Origin of the sequence: Azospirillum sp. TSO35-2 (assembly GCF_003116095.1) — a bacterium.
Classification (GTDB): Bacteria; Pseudomonadota; Alphaproteobacteria; order Azospirillales; family Azospirillaceae; genus Azospirillum.
This window is the reverse complement of record NZ_LGRA01000022.1, coordinates 444,972-460,958: the sequence shown is the minus strand read 5'-3', so window position 1 is coordinate 460,958 and position 15,987 is coordinate 444,972. Positions and strand designations below refer to the sequence as shown.

Sequence of the window (15,987 nt, the reverse complement as noted above, 5' to 3'; positions counted from 1 at the left end):
CTCTGGCAACAGCACTCTGGTCGTGCTGTCCCCGCAGCTGTCCGCGCGCCGGTCCACGCGATGTTGATAATTCTGGCAGGGCAGAGGTGACCCCCATGACGAACACCACCATCGAAACCACGCTCGCCACAACGACCCTGGCCAAAACGGCGCTGCCGGCCCTGGCCGCGGCCGCCCTGCTGGCGCTGGGGGCCCCGGCGGCCGGCGCCGCCGAGCTGTCGCTGTCGACGATGAGGCTGAAGATCGACCCGTCGCAGACGACGGTGTCCGGCATCTCGTCCGGCGCCTACATGGCCGGCCAGTTCCAGATCGCTTACTCCAGCCTCGTCAAGGGCGCCGGCATCGTCGCCGGTGGCCCCTATGACTGCGCGGAGGTGTCGCCCGGCGGCCTTGCCCCGGCGGTGGTGGCGCTGAAGCGCTGCATGGACGTATCGATGGGCGCTCCCAGCGTCGGCGATCTGGTCGCCAACGCCAAGGCGCGCGAAAAGTCCAAGGACATCGACCCGCTGGCCAATCTGGCGCAGTCGCGCATCTACCTGTTCAGCGGCGACAACGACGTGACGGTCAAGCGCCCGGTCACCGACGCCACCGAGCTGTTCTACAAGGCGCTGGGGGTGACCGACGCCAACTTCGCCTATGTGAAGAACCCGCAGGCGGCCCACGCCTACATCACCGACGGCTATGGCGCCGCCTGCAACTTCATCCCCCAGGAAGGGGAGAAGAGCGAATACATCAACAACTGCCAGTATGATCAGGCCGGCGCCATCGTCCAGTTCTTCTACGCCGACGCGAAAAAGCCGAATGCCCCCACCGCCGCCCGTTCGCCGGTTCTGTTCGACCAGCGCCCGTTCGTCGGCGACACCAGCCGGACCGGGATGGCCAAGACCGGCTACATCTACGTGCCGGAGGCCTGCGAGGGCGGGCGGCAGACCTGCCGCATCCACGTCGCCTTCCACGGCTGCCAGATGGCGTCGAACCTGATCGGCGATCATTTCGCGGTGAACGCCGGCTACAACCGCTGGGCCGACGTCAACAACATCGTCGTGCTGTACCCGCAGATCGATGGCGCAGCCAAGCCGACCTCCAACCCCAAGGCGTGCTGGGACTGGTTCGGCTACACCGGCTACGACTTCGCCCGCAAGGGCGGCTTCCAGATGACCGCCGTCCGCAAGATGATCGGCGCGCTGTCCGGCGAATGATCGCATAAAGAAAAAAGCCCCTCTCCGGCGGACCGGAGAGGGGCTTTTTCTTACCCGAAAACGATCAGGCCTTCAGGATGCCGCGGCCGGCGAAGCGGGCGGCGACGCCGAGCTGTTCCTCGATGCGGATCAGCTGGTTGTACTTGGCAAGGCGGTCCGAACGGCTCAGCGAGCCGGTCTTGATCTGGCCGCAGTTGGTGGCGACCGCCAGGTCGGCGATCGTGCTGTCCTCGGTCTCGCCCGAGCGGTGCGACAGAACGGCGGTGTAGCCGGCCTTGTGCGCCATGTCGACCGCTTCCAGCGTCTCCGACAGCGTGCCGATCTGGTTGACCTTCACCAGGATCGAGTTGGCGATGCCCTTCTGGATGCCCTGGGACAGGCGCTTGGGGTTGGTGACGAACAGGTCGTCGCCGACCAGCTGCACCTTGGAGCCGATGGCGTCGGTCAGCGCCTTCCAGCCCTCCCAATCGTCCTCGGCCATGCCGTCCTCGACCGAGATGATCGGGTAGCGGCCGACCAGGTCGGTCCAGTAGGCGACCATCTGCTCGGGGCTCAGCGACTTGCCTTCGCCGGCCAGCTCGTACTTGCCGTTCTTGAAGAACTCGGTGGAGGCGGCGTCGATCGCCAGCATGACGTCGTCGCCCGGCTTGTAGCCGGCGGCCTCGATCGCCTTCATGACGAAGCCGAGCGCGTCGTCGGTCGAGCCCAGGTTGGGGGCGAAGCCGCCCTCGTCGCCGACGTTGGTGTTGTGGCCGGCGTCCTTCAGCTTCTTCTTGAGCGACTGGAAGATCTCGGAGCCCATGCGGATCGCCTCGGCGCCGGTTTCGGCGCCGACCGGCATGATCATGAACTCCTGGATGTCGATCGGGTTGTCGGCGTGGGCGCCGCCGTTGATGATGTTCATCATCGGCACCGGCAGCAGCGAGGCGAAGGCGCCGCCGACATAGCGGTACAGCGGCAGGCCGGCGTCCTCGGCGGCGGCGCGCGCCACCGCCAGCGACACGCCCAGGATGGCGTTCGCCCCCAGGCGGCCCTTGTTCTCGGTGCCGTCGATCTCGATCATCGTCATGTCGAGGACGCGCTGGTCGGCGGCGTCCATGCCGACCAGGGCCTTGGACAGTTCGCCGTTGACCGACTGGACGGCCTTCAGCACGCCCTTGCCGCCGAAGCGGGCCTTGTCGCCGTCGCGCAGTTCGACAGCCTCGTGGGCGCCGGTGGACGCGCCCGACGGCACCGCGGCGCGGCCGAAGGCGCCGCTGTCCAGGGTCACGTCGACCTCGACGGTCGGGTTGCCGCGGCTGTCGAGAATCTCGCGGGCATGGATTTCGGTGATGGCGCTCATGGGAAGAGATGTCCCGTGTTTTGGGATGTTTCGGGGAAATGTTCGGTGTGGGCGCCGCTCGAAAGCCGATCAGTGCAGCTTGAGCTTGGGGCGCCGGTAGATGAACCAGTAGACGGCGCCGACCATGACCGCTCCGCCGATCCAGTTGCCGATCGTCACGGCGCCGAGGTTGACCAGATAATGGCCGACCGGGATCGTCGGGGCCGACCGGCCGAGGTCGTGCCAGAAGCTGTCCGGCGCGCCCCATTCGATCAGCAGGCCGAGCGGGACGAAGTACATGTTGGCGACGCAGTGCTCGAAGCCGGCGGCGACGAAGGCGGCGACCGGGAAGGTGATCGCCAGGATCTTGTCACCGACGCTGCGCGCGCCCAGCGCCAGCCACACGGCCAGGCAGACCAGCACGTTGCACAGGATGCCCAGGAAGAAGGCCTGGTCGGTCGGCAGTGAACTCTTGGACACCGCGAAATACAGCGCCGAGGCGCCGACCGCGCCATGGCCGAAGGTGTATTGGCCGGACAGGAACACCAGCAGCGCGGTGCCGGCGGCGCCGACGAAGTTGCCGAGCCACACGGTGGTCCACACCCGCAGCATCTCGCGGGCGTGCAGCCGGCCGCTGGCCCAGGCCATCACCATCAGCGCGTCGCCGGTGAACAGCTGCGCACCGCCGACGATCACCAGGATCAGGCCGAGCGAGAAGACCAGCCCGCCCAGCAGCCGGGTCAGGCCGTAGGGCAGCATGCCTTCGGCCCCCGACATCGCGATGGTCGCGAACAGGCCGCCGAAGGCGATGAAGGCACCGGCGAGAACCGCCAGGGCGAACAGGGTGGGGGTGTCGTAATGGGCCTTCTTGACGCCCAGATTTTCGGCGGCGAGCGCAATGGCGTCGGGCATCAGCGCGTCGAGGCTCTGCGGCGTCGGCTGGCTCCAGCCGGGCACGTCGTTGCTGTCCATGTTCATCGGGGTAATTCCTTGCTCGCGCCGTTGCCGGCCCGGCTTTTCGCCGGTGGCTGATCGCGCGTTGTCTCAGGCGGTCCGCAGCCCCTCAGCGCGGAAGATGTCGCGGACCCGGCCGGTCAGTTCGGCCGAGGGCTCCGGCGTGTTCGACAGCATGTAGCGCCGGCCCAGCGCCTTCCATTTGTGTTCGCCCATCTTGTGAAAGGGCAGGACATCGACCCGCTCCACCACGCCCAGCCCGGCGGCGAATCCGGCGAGGTCGCGGATTTCCGCAAGATCGTCGGTCAGTCCCGGCACCAGAACGTAGCGCAGCCAGATCGGCTTCTTCATCACGGACAGTCGTTCGGCGAATTCCAGCGTCGGGCGCAACGGAACGCCGGTGACCCGGCGGTAGGTGCTTTCCTTGAACGCCTTGATGTCCAGCAGCACGAGGTCGACGTCTTCCAGCAGAAGGTCGTCGGCGTGCTTGCCGAGAAAACCGGAGGTGTCCAGCGCGGTGTGCAGGCCCATCGCCTTGGCACCGCGGAACACCGCCGCGCAGAACTCCGGCTGGACCAGCGGCTCACCGCCGCTGATCGTGATTCCGCCGCGCGCCCGTTTCAGGAACTCCGCATAACCGCCGATCTCGTCCACGACGGCCGTCGACAACGTCGGCGTTCCGTCATGCATGTGAAGGGTATCGGGGTTGTGGCAGTACAGGCAACGCAGTGGGCAGCCGGCCAGGAACAGCACGAAGCGCACCCCTGGCCCGTCGACGGTGCCGCCGGTCTCGACCGAATGGACCCAGCCGGAAACGGCGCCGGGACGGGTCAGGGGTGTGGTGCTCATCGCTCAGTGTCTGTCGTGGAAGGTGCGGGAGATGACGTCGAGCTGCTGCTCGCGCGTCAGCTTGATGAAGTTCACGGCGTAGCCCGACACCCGGATGGTCAGCTGCGGGTACAGCTCCGGATGGTCCATGGCGTGGAGCAGCGTCGCGCGGTCGAACACGTTGACGTTGATGTGGTGGCCACCCTGCGCGGCATAGCCGTCCAGCATGCCGACCAGATTGTCCACCCGCTCGTCCTCGGTGTGGCCGAGCGCGCCGGGGACGATGGTGAAGGTGTAGCTGATGCCGTCCTGCGCGTGCGCGTAGGGCAGCTTCGCCACGCTCGCCATCGAGGCGACCGCACCCTTCTTGTCCCGCCCGTGCATCGGGTTGGCACCCGGCGCGAAGGGCTGGCCGGCCTTGCGGCCGTCCGGCGTGTTGCCGGTCTTCTTGCCGTACACCACGTTCGACGTGATGGTCAGCACCGACTGGGTCGGCATCGCGTTGCGGTAGGCCTTCTGCTTGCGCAGCGCCGTCATGAAACGCTCGACCGCCCAGATCGCGATGTCGTCGACCCGCGCATCGTTGTTGCCGAAGGCCGGATAGTCGCCCTCGATCTCGAAGTCGGTGGCGAGGCCCTTTGCGTCGCGGATCACCTTCACCTTGGCGTGCTTGATCGCCGACAGGCTGTCGGCCACCACGCTCAGGCCGGCGATGCCGCAGGCCATGGTGCGCAGGATGTCGCGGTCGTGCAGCGCCATTTCCAGCCGCTCGTACATGTACTTGTCGTGCATGTAGTGAATGGCGTTCAGGGCGTTCATGTAGACCTTGGCCAGCCACTCCATCATCGGCTCGAAGCGGGCCATGACCTCGTCATAGTCCAGAACGTCGCCGGTGATCGGGGCGTAGGCCGGGCCGATCTGGTCGCCCGACACTTCGTCCTTGCCGCCGTTGATGGCGTACATCAGCGTCTTGGCCAGATTGGCGCGGGCGCCGAAGAACTGCATCTGCTTGCCGATGCGCATCGCCGACACGCAGCAGGCGATGCCGTAGTCGTCGCCCCAATAGGCGCGCATCAGGTCGTCGTTCTCGTACTGGACCGAGCAGGTCTTGATCGAGGTGGCGGCGCAGAAACGCTTGAAGCCTTCCGGCAGCTTTTCCGACCACAGCACGGTCAGGTTCGGTTCCGGCGCCGGACCCAGGTTGTGCAGGGTCTGCAGCATGCGGAAGTTGTTCTTGGTCACCAGCGTGCGGCCATCCAGCCCCATGCCGCCCAGGCACTCGGTCACCCAGGTCGGATCGCCCGAGAACAGCTGGTCGTATTCCGGCGTGCGCAGGAAACGCACCAGGCGCAGCTTGATGACGAACTGGTCGATCAGCTCCTGCGCCTCGGCCTCGGTCAGGACGCCGGCGCGCAGGTCGCGCTCGATGTAGATGTCGAGGAAGCTGGACACGCGGCCGATCGACATCGCCGCGCCGTTGGCCTCCTTCACCGCCGCCAGATAGGCGAGGTAGGTCCACTGCACCGCTTCGCGGGCGGTGGCGGCCGGGCGCTTGACGTCGGCGCCGTAGGAGGCGGCCATCGTGACCAGCTCCTTCAGCGCGCGGATCTGCTCGGAGATCTCCTCGCGCAGGCGGAGGATGTCCTCGTCGATGCGGCTGACTTCCAGCGAGGTCAGCTGGGCCTTCTTGTCCTTGATCAGGAAGTCGGCGCCGTACAGCGCCAGCCGGCGGTAATCGCCGATGATGCGGCCGCGGCCGTAGGCGTCGGGCAGACCGGTGATGACGCCCGACTTGCGGCAGCGCAGCATCTCCGGGGTGTAGACGTCGAAGACGCCGTCATTGTGCGTCTTGCGCAGGCTCGGGAACACCTCTTCCAGCTTGGGCGAGGGGGTGTAACCGTAGGCCTCCAGACCGGTCTTGACCATGCGCCAGCCGCCGAACGGCATGATGGCGCGCTTCAGCGGCTTGTCGGTCTGCAGACCGACGATCACTTCCAGCTCCCGGTCGATGTAGCCCGGGGCGTGCGCGGTGATCGACGCGAAACGCTCGGTGTCGGCGTCGAGCACGCCGCCCTTGGCGGCACGTTCCTGCTTCAGCAGGTCGCTGACCTTGGCAAACAGCGCGGTGGTGCGGGCGGTGGGGCCGGCGACGAAGCTGGCGTCCCCTTCATAGGGGGTCAGGTTGCGCTGAATGAAATCGCGGACGTCGACCGAGCGGCGCCAGACGCCTGGTGCGAAAGCGCGCCAGGGTTCGGCGACGGACTGCTGCTCCGGGGCCTGGGCAAGTCCGTCCATCAGCAGGGTGTCCATGATGTCTCCTCAGGGAATAGACGTCGGCGCGGTCAGTGGCCGTGTCGGCGGTCGTGTGGGTCCGCGACGAGCGGATTTGTTGGAACCATAGGCGCATCGGCGCCCGAATTCGTTGATACACATCAGATTCTCAGAGCAGGCGCCGGCCGGTGTTTGACGTGTTCGAAGCCGGGGTTTGCGCCCGCTCTGTAGTTTTACTACATACTCTCGCACGGGCCCGGCCACAAGGCGGACGGGCTTGCCATTTTGTCGCAGGGCAAGCCGCAGAAGGTTGGAAAGCCTCGGAAAGAGAGGCGAAGGACGGGCGACGGATTCGGTCGTTCGTAGCGCTCTATATGTAGTTTTGCTACATGTGCTAGGGTCCTGCACAATCAGAAGGGAGACAGCCCCCATGCTGGCGAGAATCGCGGCGGTCCGCGACCAGATCCGGCCGTCGGAACGCAAGCTGGCCGACTATGCCATGGCCCATCCGGGCGACGTCATCAACCTGTCGATGGCCGAACTGGCCGACCGGGCCGGGGTGAGCGAGCCGACGGTGGCGCGCTTCTGCTCGGCGCTCGGCTGCCGCGGCTTCCGCGAGTTCAAGATCAAGCTGGCGCAGGACATCGCCGGCGGCATGCCGTTCCTGCACCAGGACCTGTCGGTCGGCGAACCGGGCGACGAGGTGCCGGGCGCGGTGCTGGCCGGCAAGCTGTTCGACCGCACCATCGCCACGCTGATGCAGGTGCGCAACACCCTGCCGGCCGACGCCGTCGACCGTGCGGCCGACCTGCTGGCGGCGGCGCGGCGGATCGAGTTCTACGGCTCTGGCAACTCCGGCACGGTGGCGGAGGACATCCAGCGCAAGTTCTTCCGGCTGGGCATGCCGACGGTCGCCTACAGCGACAGCCATGTCTATTTCGCCTCGGCCCTGATGCTGGCGCCGGGCGACGCGGTGGTGGCGGTGTCCAGCACCGGCCGCACCCGCGATATCCTGGACGCGGTGCGCAACGCCCGCAACGCCGGGGCCGACGTGGTGGCGCTGACGCGCTCCGGCTCGCCGCTGGCCGAGCTTGCCAACGTCAGCCTGGTGGCCGACATCGCCGACGACTTCGACATCCACTCGCCGATGACCGTGCGCATCGCCCACCTCGTCCTCGGCGACATCCTGTCAATCGCGGTGGCGCTGCGGAAAGGAGACGCCCTGCAGGAACGGATGAAGCGCCAGGACCGGGCGCTCGACACCCGCCTGTCCGCCAAGTGATACCGTCGAGCGTAAGTTCTGACTTACGCTCGACGGTAAGGGCCGCGACGGCGGCCCCGCAGGCCCATGCCTGCGAAGGCAAGCGGCCGGACGGCCGCGCCCGCCGATTGAGGGCGAGCGTAAAGCCTGATGCGTCAGGCTTTACGCTTGATAGCATGACGGACGGGTGTCGGTCCGGCCGGGTCAGCCTTCCACCACCCGGTCCGCCACGAACCAGCCGGCGACCCGGCGCGACAGGTCGTCGACCAGCAGGAACAGCGCCGGGATCACCAGCAGGCTGAGGAAGGTGGAGGTCAGCAGGCCGCCGATCACCACCACCGCCATCGGCTGGCGGAAGCTGGGGTCGGCGCCCATTCCCAGCGCGATCGGCATCATGCCGGCGCCCATGGCGATGGTCGTCATCAGGATCGGGCGGGCACGCTTGTGGCAGGCGTCGATCAGCGCCGAAACCCGGTCCATCCCCTGGTCGCGCCGCGCCATCACCGCGTATTCGACCAGCAGGATCGAGTTCTTGGTGACGATGCCCATCAGCATCAGCAGCCCGATGACGGTCGGCATGGAAAAGCTCATCCCCGCCGCCAGCAGCGCGAACAGCGCACCCCCGACCGACAGCGGCAGGGCGGCGAGGATGGTCGCCGGCTGCAGGAACTCATGGAACAGCAGCACCAGCACGGCGTAGATGCAGAAGACGCCGATGCCCATGGCGGTGCCGAAGCCGTTGAACAGCTCGCTCATCCGCTCCAGTTCGCCCTGTTCGACCAGATGGACCGAGGCGGGCAGCGCCCGCATCGCCGGCAGTTGCTTGGCCTCGCGCATCACCTCGCCGAGCGATCGGCCGCCCAGCTCGACGGTCAGCGAGACGTTGCGCGAGCGGTCGATGCGGTCGACCTGCGACGGACCGCTGCCGAAGCCGATGCCGGCGACGGAGCCGAGCGCCACCATCCCGCCGCCGCCCTTCACCCGCAACTGGCCCAGCCAGTCCAGGTCCGCGCGCACCGCCGGATCCATCCGCACGCGGACGGCGATCTGGCGCTGCGGCAGGTTCAGCTTGGGGATCGCGGTGGAATAGTCGCCGTAGGTCGCCATCCGCACCGCGTCCGCCAGATCCTGCGAGGTGACGCCGAGCGCCGCGGCGCGGGCGAAATCCGGCCGGATCTGGATCTCCGGCCGTTGCAGCGCCGCGCCGGAGGTGACGTTGCCGATGCCCTTCAGGGTGCGCAGGTCGGCCTCCACCGCGGCGGCCGCCTGTTCCAGCGCCACCGGATCGTCGCTGGCCAGGGTGATCGGCAACTGCTCGCCGTTGCCGCCGCGTCCGACCTCGACGCGGGCGCCGGGCAGCTGCCGCAGCAGGCCGCGCATCTCCGCCTCCACCGCCGACTGGGCGCGGTGGCGCTCCGACCGCGGCGACAGCTGCACCGTCAGGGAGGCGGTGCGCGGGCTGGTCGTGGTGGTGGCGTCCATGCCGCCGCCCATCGTCGCGGTGCCGACCGCGGTGAACACCCCCGTCACCTCCGGCACCCGGCGCAGCAGGGCGTCGGCGCGTACGGCCAGCGCCGTGGTGTCGTCCAGCGTGGCGTCCGGCGGCAGGGTCAGCGTCACCTGGCTCTGGGCGTCGTCCTGCGCCGGCATGAAGCCGGTGGGCAGCAGCGGCACCAGACCGAGCGACAGCGCGAAGAAGGCCACGGCCACCGCCGCCGTGCGCCAGGGGTGGCGCAGGCAGGCGCGCACCGTCGCCAGATAGGCCAGCATCAGCCGGCCGTCGCGCTCCTCCTCCGGGCTGGTCCTCATGAACTGCGCGGCCATCATCGGCGTCAGCAGCCGGGCGACCAGCAGCGAGGCCAGCACCGCCACCGCCGCGGTGATGCCGAACTGGCGGAAGATTTTGCCGGGGATTCCGCCCATGAAGGCGGTGGGCAGGAACACCGCCACCAGGGTGAAGGTGGTGGCGATCACCGCCAGCCCGATCTCGTCCGCCGCCTCCATCGCGGCGGAGCGGGCGGATTTGCCCAGCCGCATGTGGCGGGCGATGTTCTCCACCTCGACGATGGCGTCGTCGACCAGGATGCCGACCACCAGCGCCAAGGCCAGCAGCGAGATGGTGTTCAGGCTGAAGCCCAGCAGCTGCATGGCGCCGAAGGCCGGGATGATCGACAGCGGCAGCGCCACCGCGGAGATCACCGTGGCCCGCCAGTCGCGCAGGAACCACCAGACCACCACCACCGCCAGCACCGCCCCCTCCAGCAGCAGATGCAGGGAGCCCCGGTAGTTCTCGACGATCGGGGTGACGGTGGTGCTGGCCTCGTCCATCGTCACCTCCGGGTGGGCGGTGGCGAAGGCCGACAGCGCCTTGCGCGCCGCCTCGGCGACGCCGACGTCGGAGAAGCCCTTGGTCCGGGTGATCTGGAAGGCGATGACCGGTTGGCCGTCCAGGAAGGCCCGCGTGCTGCGGTCGGCGTGGGTGTCGGTCACCCGCGCCACCTGGTCGAGCCGGACCCGGCGCCCGTCGGTCAGCGGCACGGTGATGGCGGCGACCTCCTCCACCGTGCCGACGGCGCCCAGCGTGCGCAGCGACTGGCGCTTGCCGCCGACCTCGCCCTGGCCGCCGGAGCTGTCGGCCTGCACCGATTTCACGGCGGTCGAGACGTTCGACGCGCTCACCCCCAGCCCGGCCATCAGCGTCGGGTCGAGATCGACATGCACCTCGCGGTCGATGCCGCCGATGCGGGTGACGCCGGCCACGCCCTTGGCCGACAGCGCCGCCTTGGTGACGTCGTTGTCGACGAACCAGGACAAGTCCTGTTCGTCGAGCTGGTCGGAGCGGACGGTGTAGGTCAGCAGCGCGCGGGTTTCCGCCGTCACCTTCGACACGCTGGGCGAGGCCATGCTGGCGGGCAGGTCGGCCTTGGCACCGTCCACCGCGTTGCGCACCTCGTTCAGCGCCTCCTCGCCGTTCTTGTCGATGTCGAAGGACACGTTGATGGAGACGGCGCCGTCGGTGATGGTGGTGGTGATGTGCTCCACCCGGCCGAGCGAGGCGAGCTTGTCCTCGATCTTGCGCGCCACCTCGGTCTCAAGCTGGGCCGGGGCGGCGCCTTCCAGCGAGGCGCTGATGGTGACGGTGGGCAGGTCCATGTCGGGGAACTGCTGGATGCCCAGCCGGTCGAAGCCGATCAGGCCGAGCAGGGTCAGCAGGATGAACAGCAGCAGCGCCGGAACCGGGTTGCGGATCGACCAGGCGGACACGTTCATCGGCGGATCTCCGGCGGCAGGCTGGCGGTGTCGGTCGGCCCCTGCGCCGCCTGGGCGGGGGGCCGGGCGGATGATGGGATCGGGGCGACCGTGACCGGGGCCCCGTCGGACAGGAAGGCGCCGCCGGTCTCCACCACCCGCGCGTCGGCCGGCAGGCCGGACAGGATCTCCACCCGGTCGTCGCGCCGCCGCCCGGTGGCGACGATGCGGCGGGTCACCCGGTCGTCGGCGCCGATGGTGAAGACCAGCGAGCGGCCGTCGCGCAGCACCACCGCCGACTGCGGCACGGTCAGCGCCGGCCGGTCGCCCAGCTCGATCTCGCCGCTGGCGAAGCCGCCGGCCAGCGCGCCGCTGCCGGCGCTCAGGCCGACATAGACGATGCCGCGGCCGGTGTTGGCGTTCAGGCTGGGGCCGGGTTGGCGCACCGTGCCGTCGACCGGACGGCCGTCGGGCAGGGTCACACGGGCGCTCTGGCCCGCGCGGATCTGCGGCAACTGCCGGGCGTCCAGCTCGGCCTGCCACTCCACCCGGCCCTGGCGCTGGAGGCGGAACAGCTCAGTCCCGGCCGACACCACGTTGCCCAGCGTGGCGGAGCGGGCGGTGACCACACCGTCGTCGACCGCGCGGATGCTGGTGCGGGCCAGTGTGATCCGGCTGCTGTCCAGATCGGCCTGGGCGGCGGCGAGGCTGGCCTTCGCCGTGTCCTCGGCGATCAGGTATTCGGTGACCTGCTGCTCCGACAGGGCGCCGCTGCCCTTGACCAGCCGGGCGCGCTTGGCGTTGGCCTGGGCCTGGGCGAGGCTCGCCCTGGCCTGGGCCACCGTGGCCTCCTGCTTGCGGATGTCGGCCTGCACGCTGTCCTGCGCCAGCCGCGCCAGCTCCTGCCCGCGGGTGACGGCCGACCCGACGTCGGCGAACAGGTCGGTGACGCGCAGATTGCCGGTCTCGGCCCCGATCACCGCCTCCTGCCACGCCGCCAACGCGCCGCTGGCCGGCAGGCTCTGCGGCCAGTCGAGCGTCTGCGGGGTGGTGACGGTGACGGTCAGCACGCTGCCGCGCTCGACCGGCGATGCCGCGGCCGGCGTGGCCGAGGCGTCGGACGGCGAGGTGTCGGACAGCAGGGTCAGGCCGGCCGTCGCGGCGAGAAAGACGGCGCCGAGGCCGGCAACGGCCATCCCGGCCCGGGAAAAGGACGTCACGATGCGTCTCCAGCCTTGGTGTCGGATGAGTGCGCCGGCGGGGTGGCCGGGGTCCCGGCCTGCCAGCCGCCGCCCAGCGCCTTGTAGAGGGCGATCCAGTATTCGATCCGGTCGCGCTGGACGGTGATCAGCGTGATCTCGGCGTTCAGCGCGTTGCGCAGCGCCTCCTCGCGGTCGAGCAGGCTGGCGCCGCCGGCCCGCCAGTTGCGGTCGATCGCTTCGAAATAGCTGCGATAGCCCTCCGCCGCGGTCCGGCTGTCGTCGGTCCGCCGGGCGGCGGCGTCGAGCCGGACCAGCGCCTGCTCGACCTCCTTGATCGCGGTGCGGACGCCGTCGCGGTAGGCGGCCAGCCGATAGTCGTAACTGGCCCTGGCGCTGTCGGCGGTGGCGGCGCGCTTGCCGGCGTCGAACAGCGGCGCCGTCAGCGACGAGCCGACCAGCCACGTCGTCATCAGGCTGCCCAGCGCCACGCCGGACCGCGCGATCTCGCCGCTGAAGGACAGGCTGGGGTAGCGGTCGGCCTCGGCGACGCCGATCTCGGCGCTGGCCGCCGCCAGTTCGCGCTCCAGCGAGGCCAGATCGGGGCGCTGGGCCAGCAGGGCGGCCGGAACATGGTCGACGGCGAAGCCGACCGGCTGCGGCAGCTCGGCCGGCGCCTGTTGCAGCCGGCCGCGCAGCGCCGGTTCGTCGAGGCCGGTCAGCGCCACCAACGCCTTGACCAGCACGTCGCACTCCGCCTGCTGGGCGGTCGCGCTGGCGCGCAGGCTGGCGGCGCTCGCCTCGGCCAGCGCGCCGTTGACGGTGGAGGTGAAGCCGGCGCGGACCGACGTCGCGGTCGCCCGCGCGGTCCCGCCCTGCGAAGCCGCCTCGTCGGCGTAGGCGCGGGCCAGCAGGCGGCAGGCGCGGAACTGGACATAGTCGTCGGCGACCTCCGCCGCCAGCGAGACGCGGGCGTCATGCCAGTCGTCGGTCCGCGCCTCCACCCGCGCCCCGGCCGCTTCGGAGGTGCGCCGCAGCTTGCCGAACAGGTCGACCTCCCACGAGGCGTCGAGGCTGCCCGACAGCGTGTTGCCGGTGGCGACGCCGCCCAGCGCCGACTGCCTGCTCCGCTGGGCCGATCCGCCGCCGGTGACGCTGGGCAGCCGGGCGGCCTGGTCGCTCGCCAGCGTGGCGCGCGCCTTGCGGATGTTGGCCCAGGCCTGGGCCAGCGACGGGCTGCCCGCTTCGGCGGCGCGCAGCAGGTCGGTCAGCACCGGGTCATGGAAGCGGTCCCACCAGCCGACCAGCGTCGCCGTGCTGCCACCGTGCGGCAGGGGCGCCGACCAGGACGGCGGCGCCACCGGCCAGGGCGGGTGGTAGTCCGGCCCCACCGCGCAGGCCGTCAGGCCAAGCCCCGACGCCAGCGCCACCACGAAACGAAAAGCAGAGGCCATGCCGAGCCTGCGTCCAATCGAAGGAGATCAACCGGCCCCGGTATAGCCCCCCGCCGTGTCAACCGGGGTTAAGTGAGCGTAAAGTTGGGTAAAACCCGCCAAAATCGGGGCATTTCAGGGTGTTTCGCCGTTGACAGCCCGGCGGCGCCGGATCGACTGTGCGGCATGATCAAGGTCTTGCTCGTGGACGACGACGTCGAACTCACCGCCATGCTCGTGGAGTATCTGGCGCAGGAGAATTTCGCGGGCCACGCCGTCCACAACGGTGAAGAGGGGGTGGTGGCCGCGCTGAGCGGCGCCTTCTCCATCGTCGTGCTGGACGTGATGATGCCGCGGCTGAGCGGGATCGAGACGCTGCGCCGCATCCGCCAGTCCAGCCGCATCCCGGTGCTGATGCTGACCGCGCGCGGCGACAACATCGACCGCATCACCGGCCTCGACCTCGGCGCCGACGACTACGTGCCGAAGCCCTGCACGCCGGGCGAACTGGTGGCCCGCCTGCGCGCCATCCTGCGCCGCACCGACCCGCAGCCGGCGGCGTCGTCCGCAACCGCGACGGTGCAGGCCGGGCCGCTGCTGCTGTGCCCGGGCAACCGCTCCGCCACGCTGGACGGCCGGCCGCTCGACCTGACCGGGACGGAGTTCAACCTGCTGGAGGCGCTGGCCCGCGACGCCGGCCGCCTGATCAGCAAGCAGGAGCTGTCGCAGCGCGCGCTCGGCCGGCCGCTGAGCCCCTTCGACCGTCGCATCGACGTCCACATCAGCAGCATCCGGCAGAAGCTGGGCGTGCGGGACGACGGGCGGTCCTGGATCCAGACGGTGCGTGGCATGGGCTATCAGCTGGTGGCGGACTGATCATGTCCCCACAAATCATGTCCAGGCGGATCCTGCGCCGGCTGTCGATGGGACGGCTGTTCTGGAAACTGTTCGCGTGGCTGTGGCTGGCGATGATGCTGTCCTTCGTCGGCGGCGTGTCCTACCTGCATCTCACCGGCGACCGCGACTTGCCGGCCAGCATGGCGGCGGCCCGCACCGCCACCCTGCTGGCGACGGCGGAAGGGCTGCTGGCGCGGTCGGGGACCGACGCCGCGGTCGTCGCCATCGCCGGCTGGAACGCCGATCCGTCCGCTCCCGCCGTTGCCCTGGTGGCGGAGGACGGCCGACGCCTCGTCGGACCGCCATCGGCGCTCGGGCAAGGCGGCACGCGCCGCCGGGTCGAGGCGGCCGATGGGCGCCTCTACACGCTGGCGACCGGCGTCGACGTTGTCGATACCGGGGATCCCGGGCCGCCCTTCGCCGTGCCGCTGGTGTCGGGCGGGCTGGTGGCGTTGCTGTTCAGCAGCCTGCTGGCCTGGTACCTGTCGCGCCCGCTGCGGCAGTTGAGCTGGGCGCTGCACGCGGTGGCGCGCGGTGATTTCTCCACCCGCGTCCGCCACCGCATGGGCAGCCGGCGCGACGAGATCGTCGATCTCGGCTCCGATTTCGACCGCATGGCCGACCGGCTCCAGCGGCTGGTGGAGGGACGGCAGCGCCTGCTGCACGACATCTCGCACGAGCTGCGCTCCCCCCTGACGCGGATGCAGGCGGCCATCGGGCTGCTGCGACAGAGCCCGGCCAAGACCGCCGCCATGGTCGACCGCATCGACCGCGAGGCCGAGCGGCTGGACTCCATGGTGGGCGAACTGCTGACGCTCGCCCGGCTGGAGGTCGGCGCCGGGGTGATCGCCCGTGAGCGGGTCGACCTGATCGAACTGCTGGGTGCCATCGCCGAGGACGCCGCCTTCGAGGCGGAAGCCTGCGGCCGCGCCGTGCGCTTCACCGCCCAGGGGCAGTTCGTCTGCACCGTCGCCGCCGAGGTGCTGTGCCGCGCCTTCGAGAACATCATCCGCAACGCGGTCAAGTTCACCGCCGAAGGCACCGGGGTCGACGTGACCGCCGCCGTGATTGCCGACGCGGCCGGCGTCGGCGACCGGCTGTGCGTGTCGGTGGTGGACCATGGCCCCGGCGTGCCGGAGGAGATGCTCGACAAGATCTTCGAGCCGTTCCTCCGGCTCGACGGCGCGATGACGGCCACCACCGCCGTGGCCGGCTTCGGCCTCGGCCTCGCCATCGCCCGCCGCGCCATCGAATCGCACGGCGGCCGGGTCGGCGCGGCGCTGGCGCCCCATGGCGGTTTGGCGGTGACGGTCACGCTGCCGGCCGCCGCCGGTCCCGCCCCGCCACCGCCCCGCCTCGCCTGAGAAGCCGGCGC

General features: G+C 69.8%; 11 protein-coding genes. 4 read left to right on the top strand and 7 right to left on the bottom strand.

Annotated elements, in window-relative coordinates; all coding sequences use genetic code 11:
* The first annotated feature begins 95 nt into the window (after nt 1-95).
* Entirely contained in the window at nt 96-1,199 is a 1,104-nt protein-coding gene (locus tag TSO352_RS31935) for a plasmid partitioning protein (RefSeq protein ID WP_109111294.1), read from the top strand.
* 64 nt (nt 1,200-1,263) lie between these two features.
* Here the strand turns inward: TSO352_RS31935 and eno are convergent, their stop codons facing one another.
* From eno to pflB, 4 genes are all read right to left on the bottom strand, one after another.
* Nucleotides 1,264-2,541 (bottom strand): phosphopyruvate hydratase, encoded by a 1,278-nt coding sequence (gene eno / locus TSO352_RS31930; protein ID WP_109111293.1) that lies wholly within the window; start codon nt 2,539-2,541, stop codon nt 1,264-1,266.
* Between the two features lie 69 nt (nt 2,542-2,610).
* Nucleotides 2,611-3,498, bottom strand: coding sequence for a formate/nitrite transporter family protein (locus TSO352_RS31925; protein ID WP_109111292.1), 888 nt, complete (start codon nt 3,496-3,498; stop codon nt 2,611-2,613).
* Nucleotides 3,499-3,564: 66 nt separating this feature from the next.
* Entirely contained in the window at nt 3,565-4,323 is a 759-nt protein-coding gene (gene pflA, locus TSO352_RS31920; RefSeq protein ID WP_109111291.1) for a pyruvate formate-lyase-activating protein, read from the bottom strand.
* A 3-nt stretch (nt 4,324-4,326) separates the two neighbouring features.
* Nucleotides 4,327-6,612, bottom strand: a complete 2,286-nt coding sequence (gene pflB / locus TSO352_RS31915) for a formate C-acetyltransferase (RefSeq protein WP_109111290.1) — start codon at nt 6,610-6,612, stop codon at nt 4,327-4,329.
* Between the two features lie 391 nt (nt 6,613-7,003).
* Between pflB and TSO352_RS31910 the strand changes: the two genes are divergently transcribed.
* Nucleotides 7,004-7,855 carry a MurR/RpiR family transcriptional regulator gene (locus tag TSO352_RS31910; protein ID WP_109111289.1) on the top strand — a complete coding sequence of 284 codons (852 nt, stop codon included), beginning with the start codon at nt 7,004-7,006 and terminating at the stop codon, nt 7,853-7,855.
* 183 nt (nt 7,856-8,038) lie between these two features.
* Here the strand turns inward: TSO352_RS31910 and TSO352_RS31905 are convergent, their stop codons facing one another.
* Genes TSO352_RS31905 through TSO352_RS31895 form a run of 3 tightly spaced genes read right to left on the bottom strand, consistent with a single transcriptional unit; the run spans nt 8,039 to nt 13,736 of the window.
* Nucleotides 8,039-11,104, bottom strand: a complete 3,066-nt coding sequence (locus tag TSO352_RS31905) for an efflux RND transporter permease subunit (protein WP_109111288.1) — start codon at nt 11,102-11,104, stop codon at nt 8,039-8,041.
* Nucleotides 11,101-12,303 (bottom strand): efflux RND transporter periplasmic adaptor subunit, encoded by a 1,203-nt coding sequence (locus TSO352_RS34180; RefSeq protein WP_247872583.1) that lies wholly within the window; start codon nt 12,301-12,303, stop codon nt 11,101-11,103. Before TSO352_RS34180 ends, TSO352_RS31905 begins: the two co-directional genes overlap by 4 nt.
* Nucleotides 12,300-13,736, bottom strand: a complete 1,437-nt coding sequence (locus TSO352_RS31895; RefSeq protein ID WP_109111286.1) for an efflux transporter outer membrane subunit — start codon at nt 13,734-13,736, stop codon at nt 12,300-12,302. The genes TSO352_RS34180 and TSO352_RS31895 overlap by 4 nt, the downstream gene beginning before the upstream one ends.
* A gap of 165 nt (nt 13,737-13,901) precedes the next feature.
* On the opposite strand from TSO352_RS31895, the gene TSO352_RS31890 reads away from it, so the two are divergent.
* Both TSO352_RS31890 and TSO352_RS31885 read left to right on the top strand, forming a co-directional pair.
* A complete protein-coding gene (locus TSO352_RS31890; protein WP_109111285.1) occupies nt 13,902-14,591 on the top strand; it encodes a response regulator in 690 nt (229 codons plus the stop codon).
* A 2-nt stretch (nt 14,592-14,593) separates the two neighbouring features.
* Nucleotides 14,594-15,976 carry an ATP-binding protein gene (locus TSO352_RS31885; protein WP_199231799.1) on the top strand — a complete coding sequence of 461 codons (1,383 nt, stop codon included), beginning with the start codon at nt 14,594-14,596 and terminating at the stop codon, nt 15,974-15,976.
* Nucleotides 15,977-15,987 lie beyond the last annotated feature (11 nt).

What these genes read in the sequence shown, in the direction of transcription:
- pflB (WP_109111290.1), bottom strand. Translation starts at nt 6,612, where the DNA reads ATGGACACCCTGCTGATGGACGGACTTGCCCAGGCCCCGGAGCAGCAG.
- TSO352_RS31890 (WP_109111285.1), top strand. Translation starts at nt 13,902, where the DNA reads ATGATCAAGGTCTTGCTCGTGGACGACGACGTCGAACTCACCGCCATG.
- TSO352_RS31895 (WP_109111286.1), bottom strand. Translation starts at nt 13,736, where the DNA reads ATGGCCTCTGCTTTTCGTTTCGTGGTGGCGCTGGCGTCGGGGCTTGGC.
- pflA (WP_109111291.1), bottom strand. Translation starts at nt 4,323, where the DNA reads ATGAGCACCACACCCCTGACCCGTCCCGGCGCCGTTTCCGGCTGGGTC.
- TSO352_RS31910 (WP_109111289.1), top strand. Translation starts at nt 7,004, where the DNA reads ATGCTGGCGAGAATCGCGGCGGTCCGCGACCAGATCCGGCCGTCGGAA.
- TSO352_RS31885 (WP_199231799.1), top strand. Translation starts at nt 14,594, where the DNA reads ATGTCCCCACAAATCATGTCCAGGCGGATCCTGCGCCGGCTGTCGATG.
- TSO352_RS31905 (WP_109111288.1), bottom strand. Translation starts at nt 11,104, where the DNA reads ATGAACGTGTCCGCCTGGTCGATCCGCAACCCGGTTCCGGCGCTGCTG.
- TSO352_RS31925 (WP_109111292.1), bottom strand. Translation starts at nt 3,498, where the DNA reads ATGAACATGGACAGCAACGACGTGCCCGGCTGGAGCCAGCCGACGCCG.
- eno (WP_109111293.1), bottom strand. Translation starts at nt 2,541, where the DNA reads ATGAGCGCCATCACCGAAATCCATGCCCGCGAGATTCTCGACAGCCGC.
- TSO352_RS31935 (WP_109111294.1), top strand. Translation starts at nt 96, where the DNA reads ATGACGAACACCACCATCGAAACCACGCTCGCCACAACGACCCTGGCC.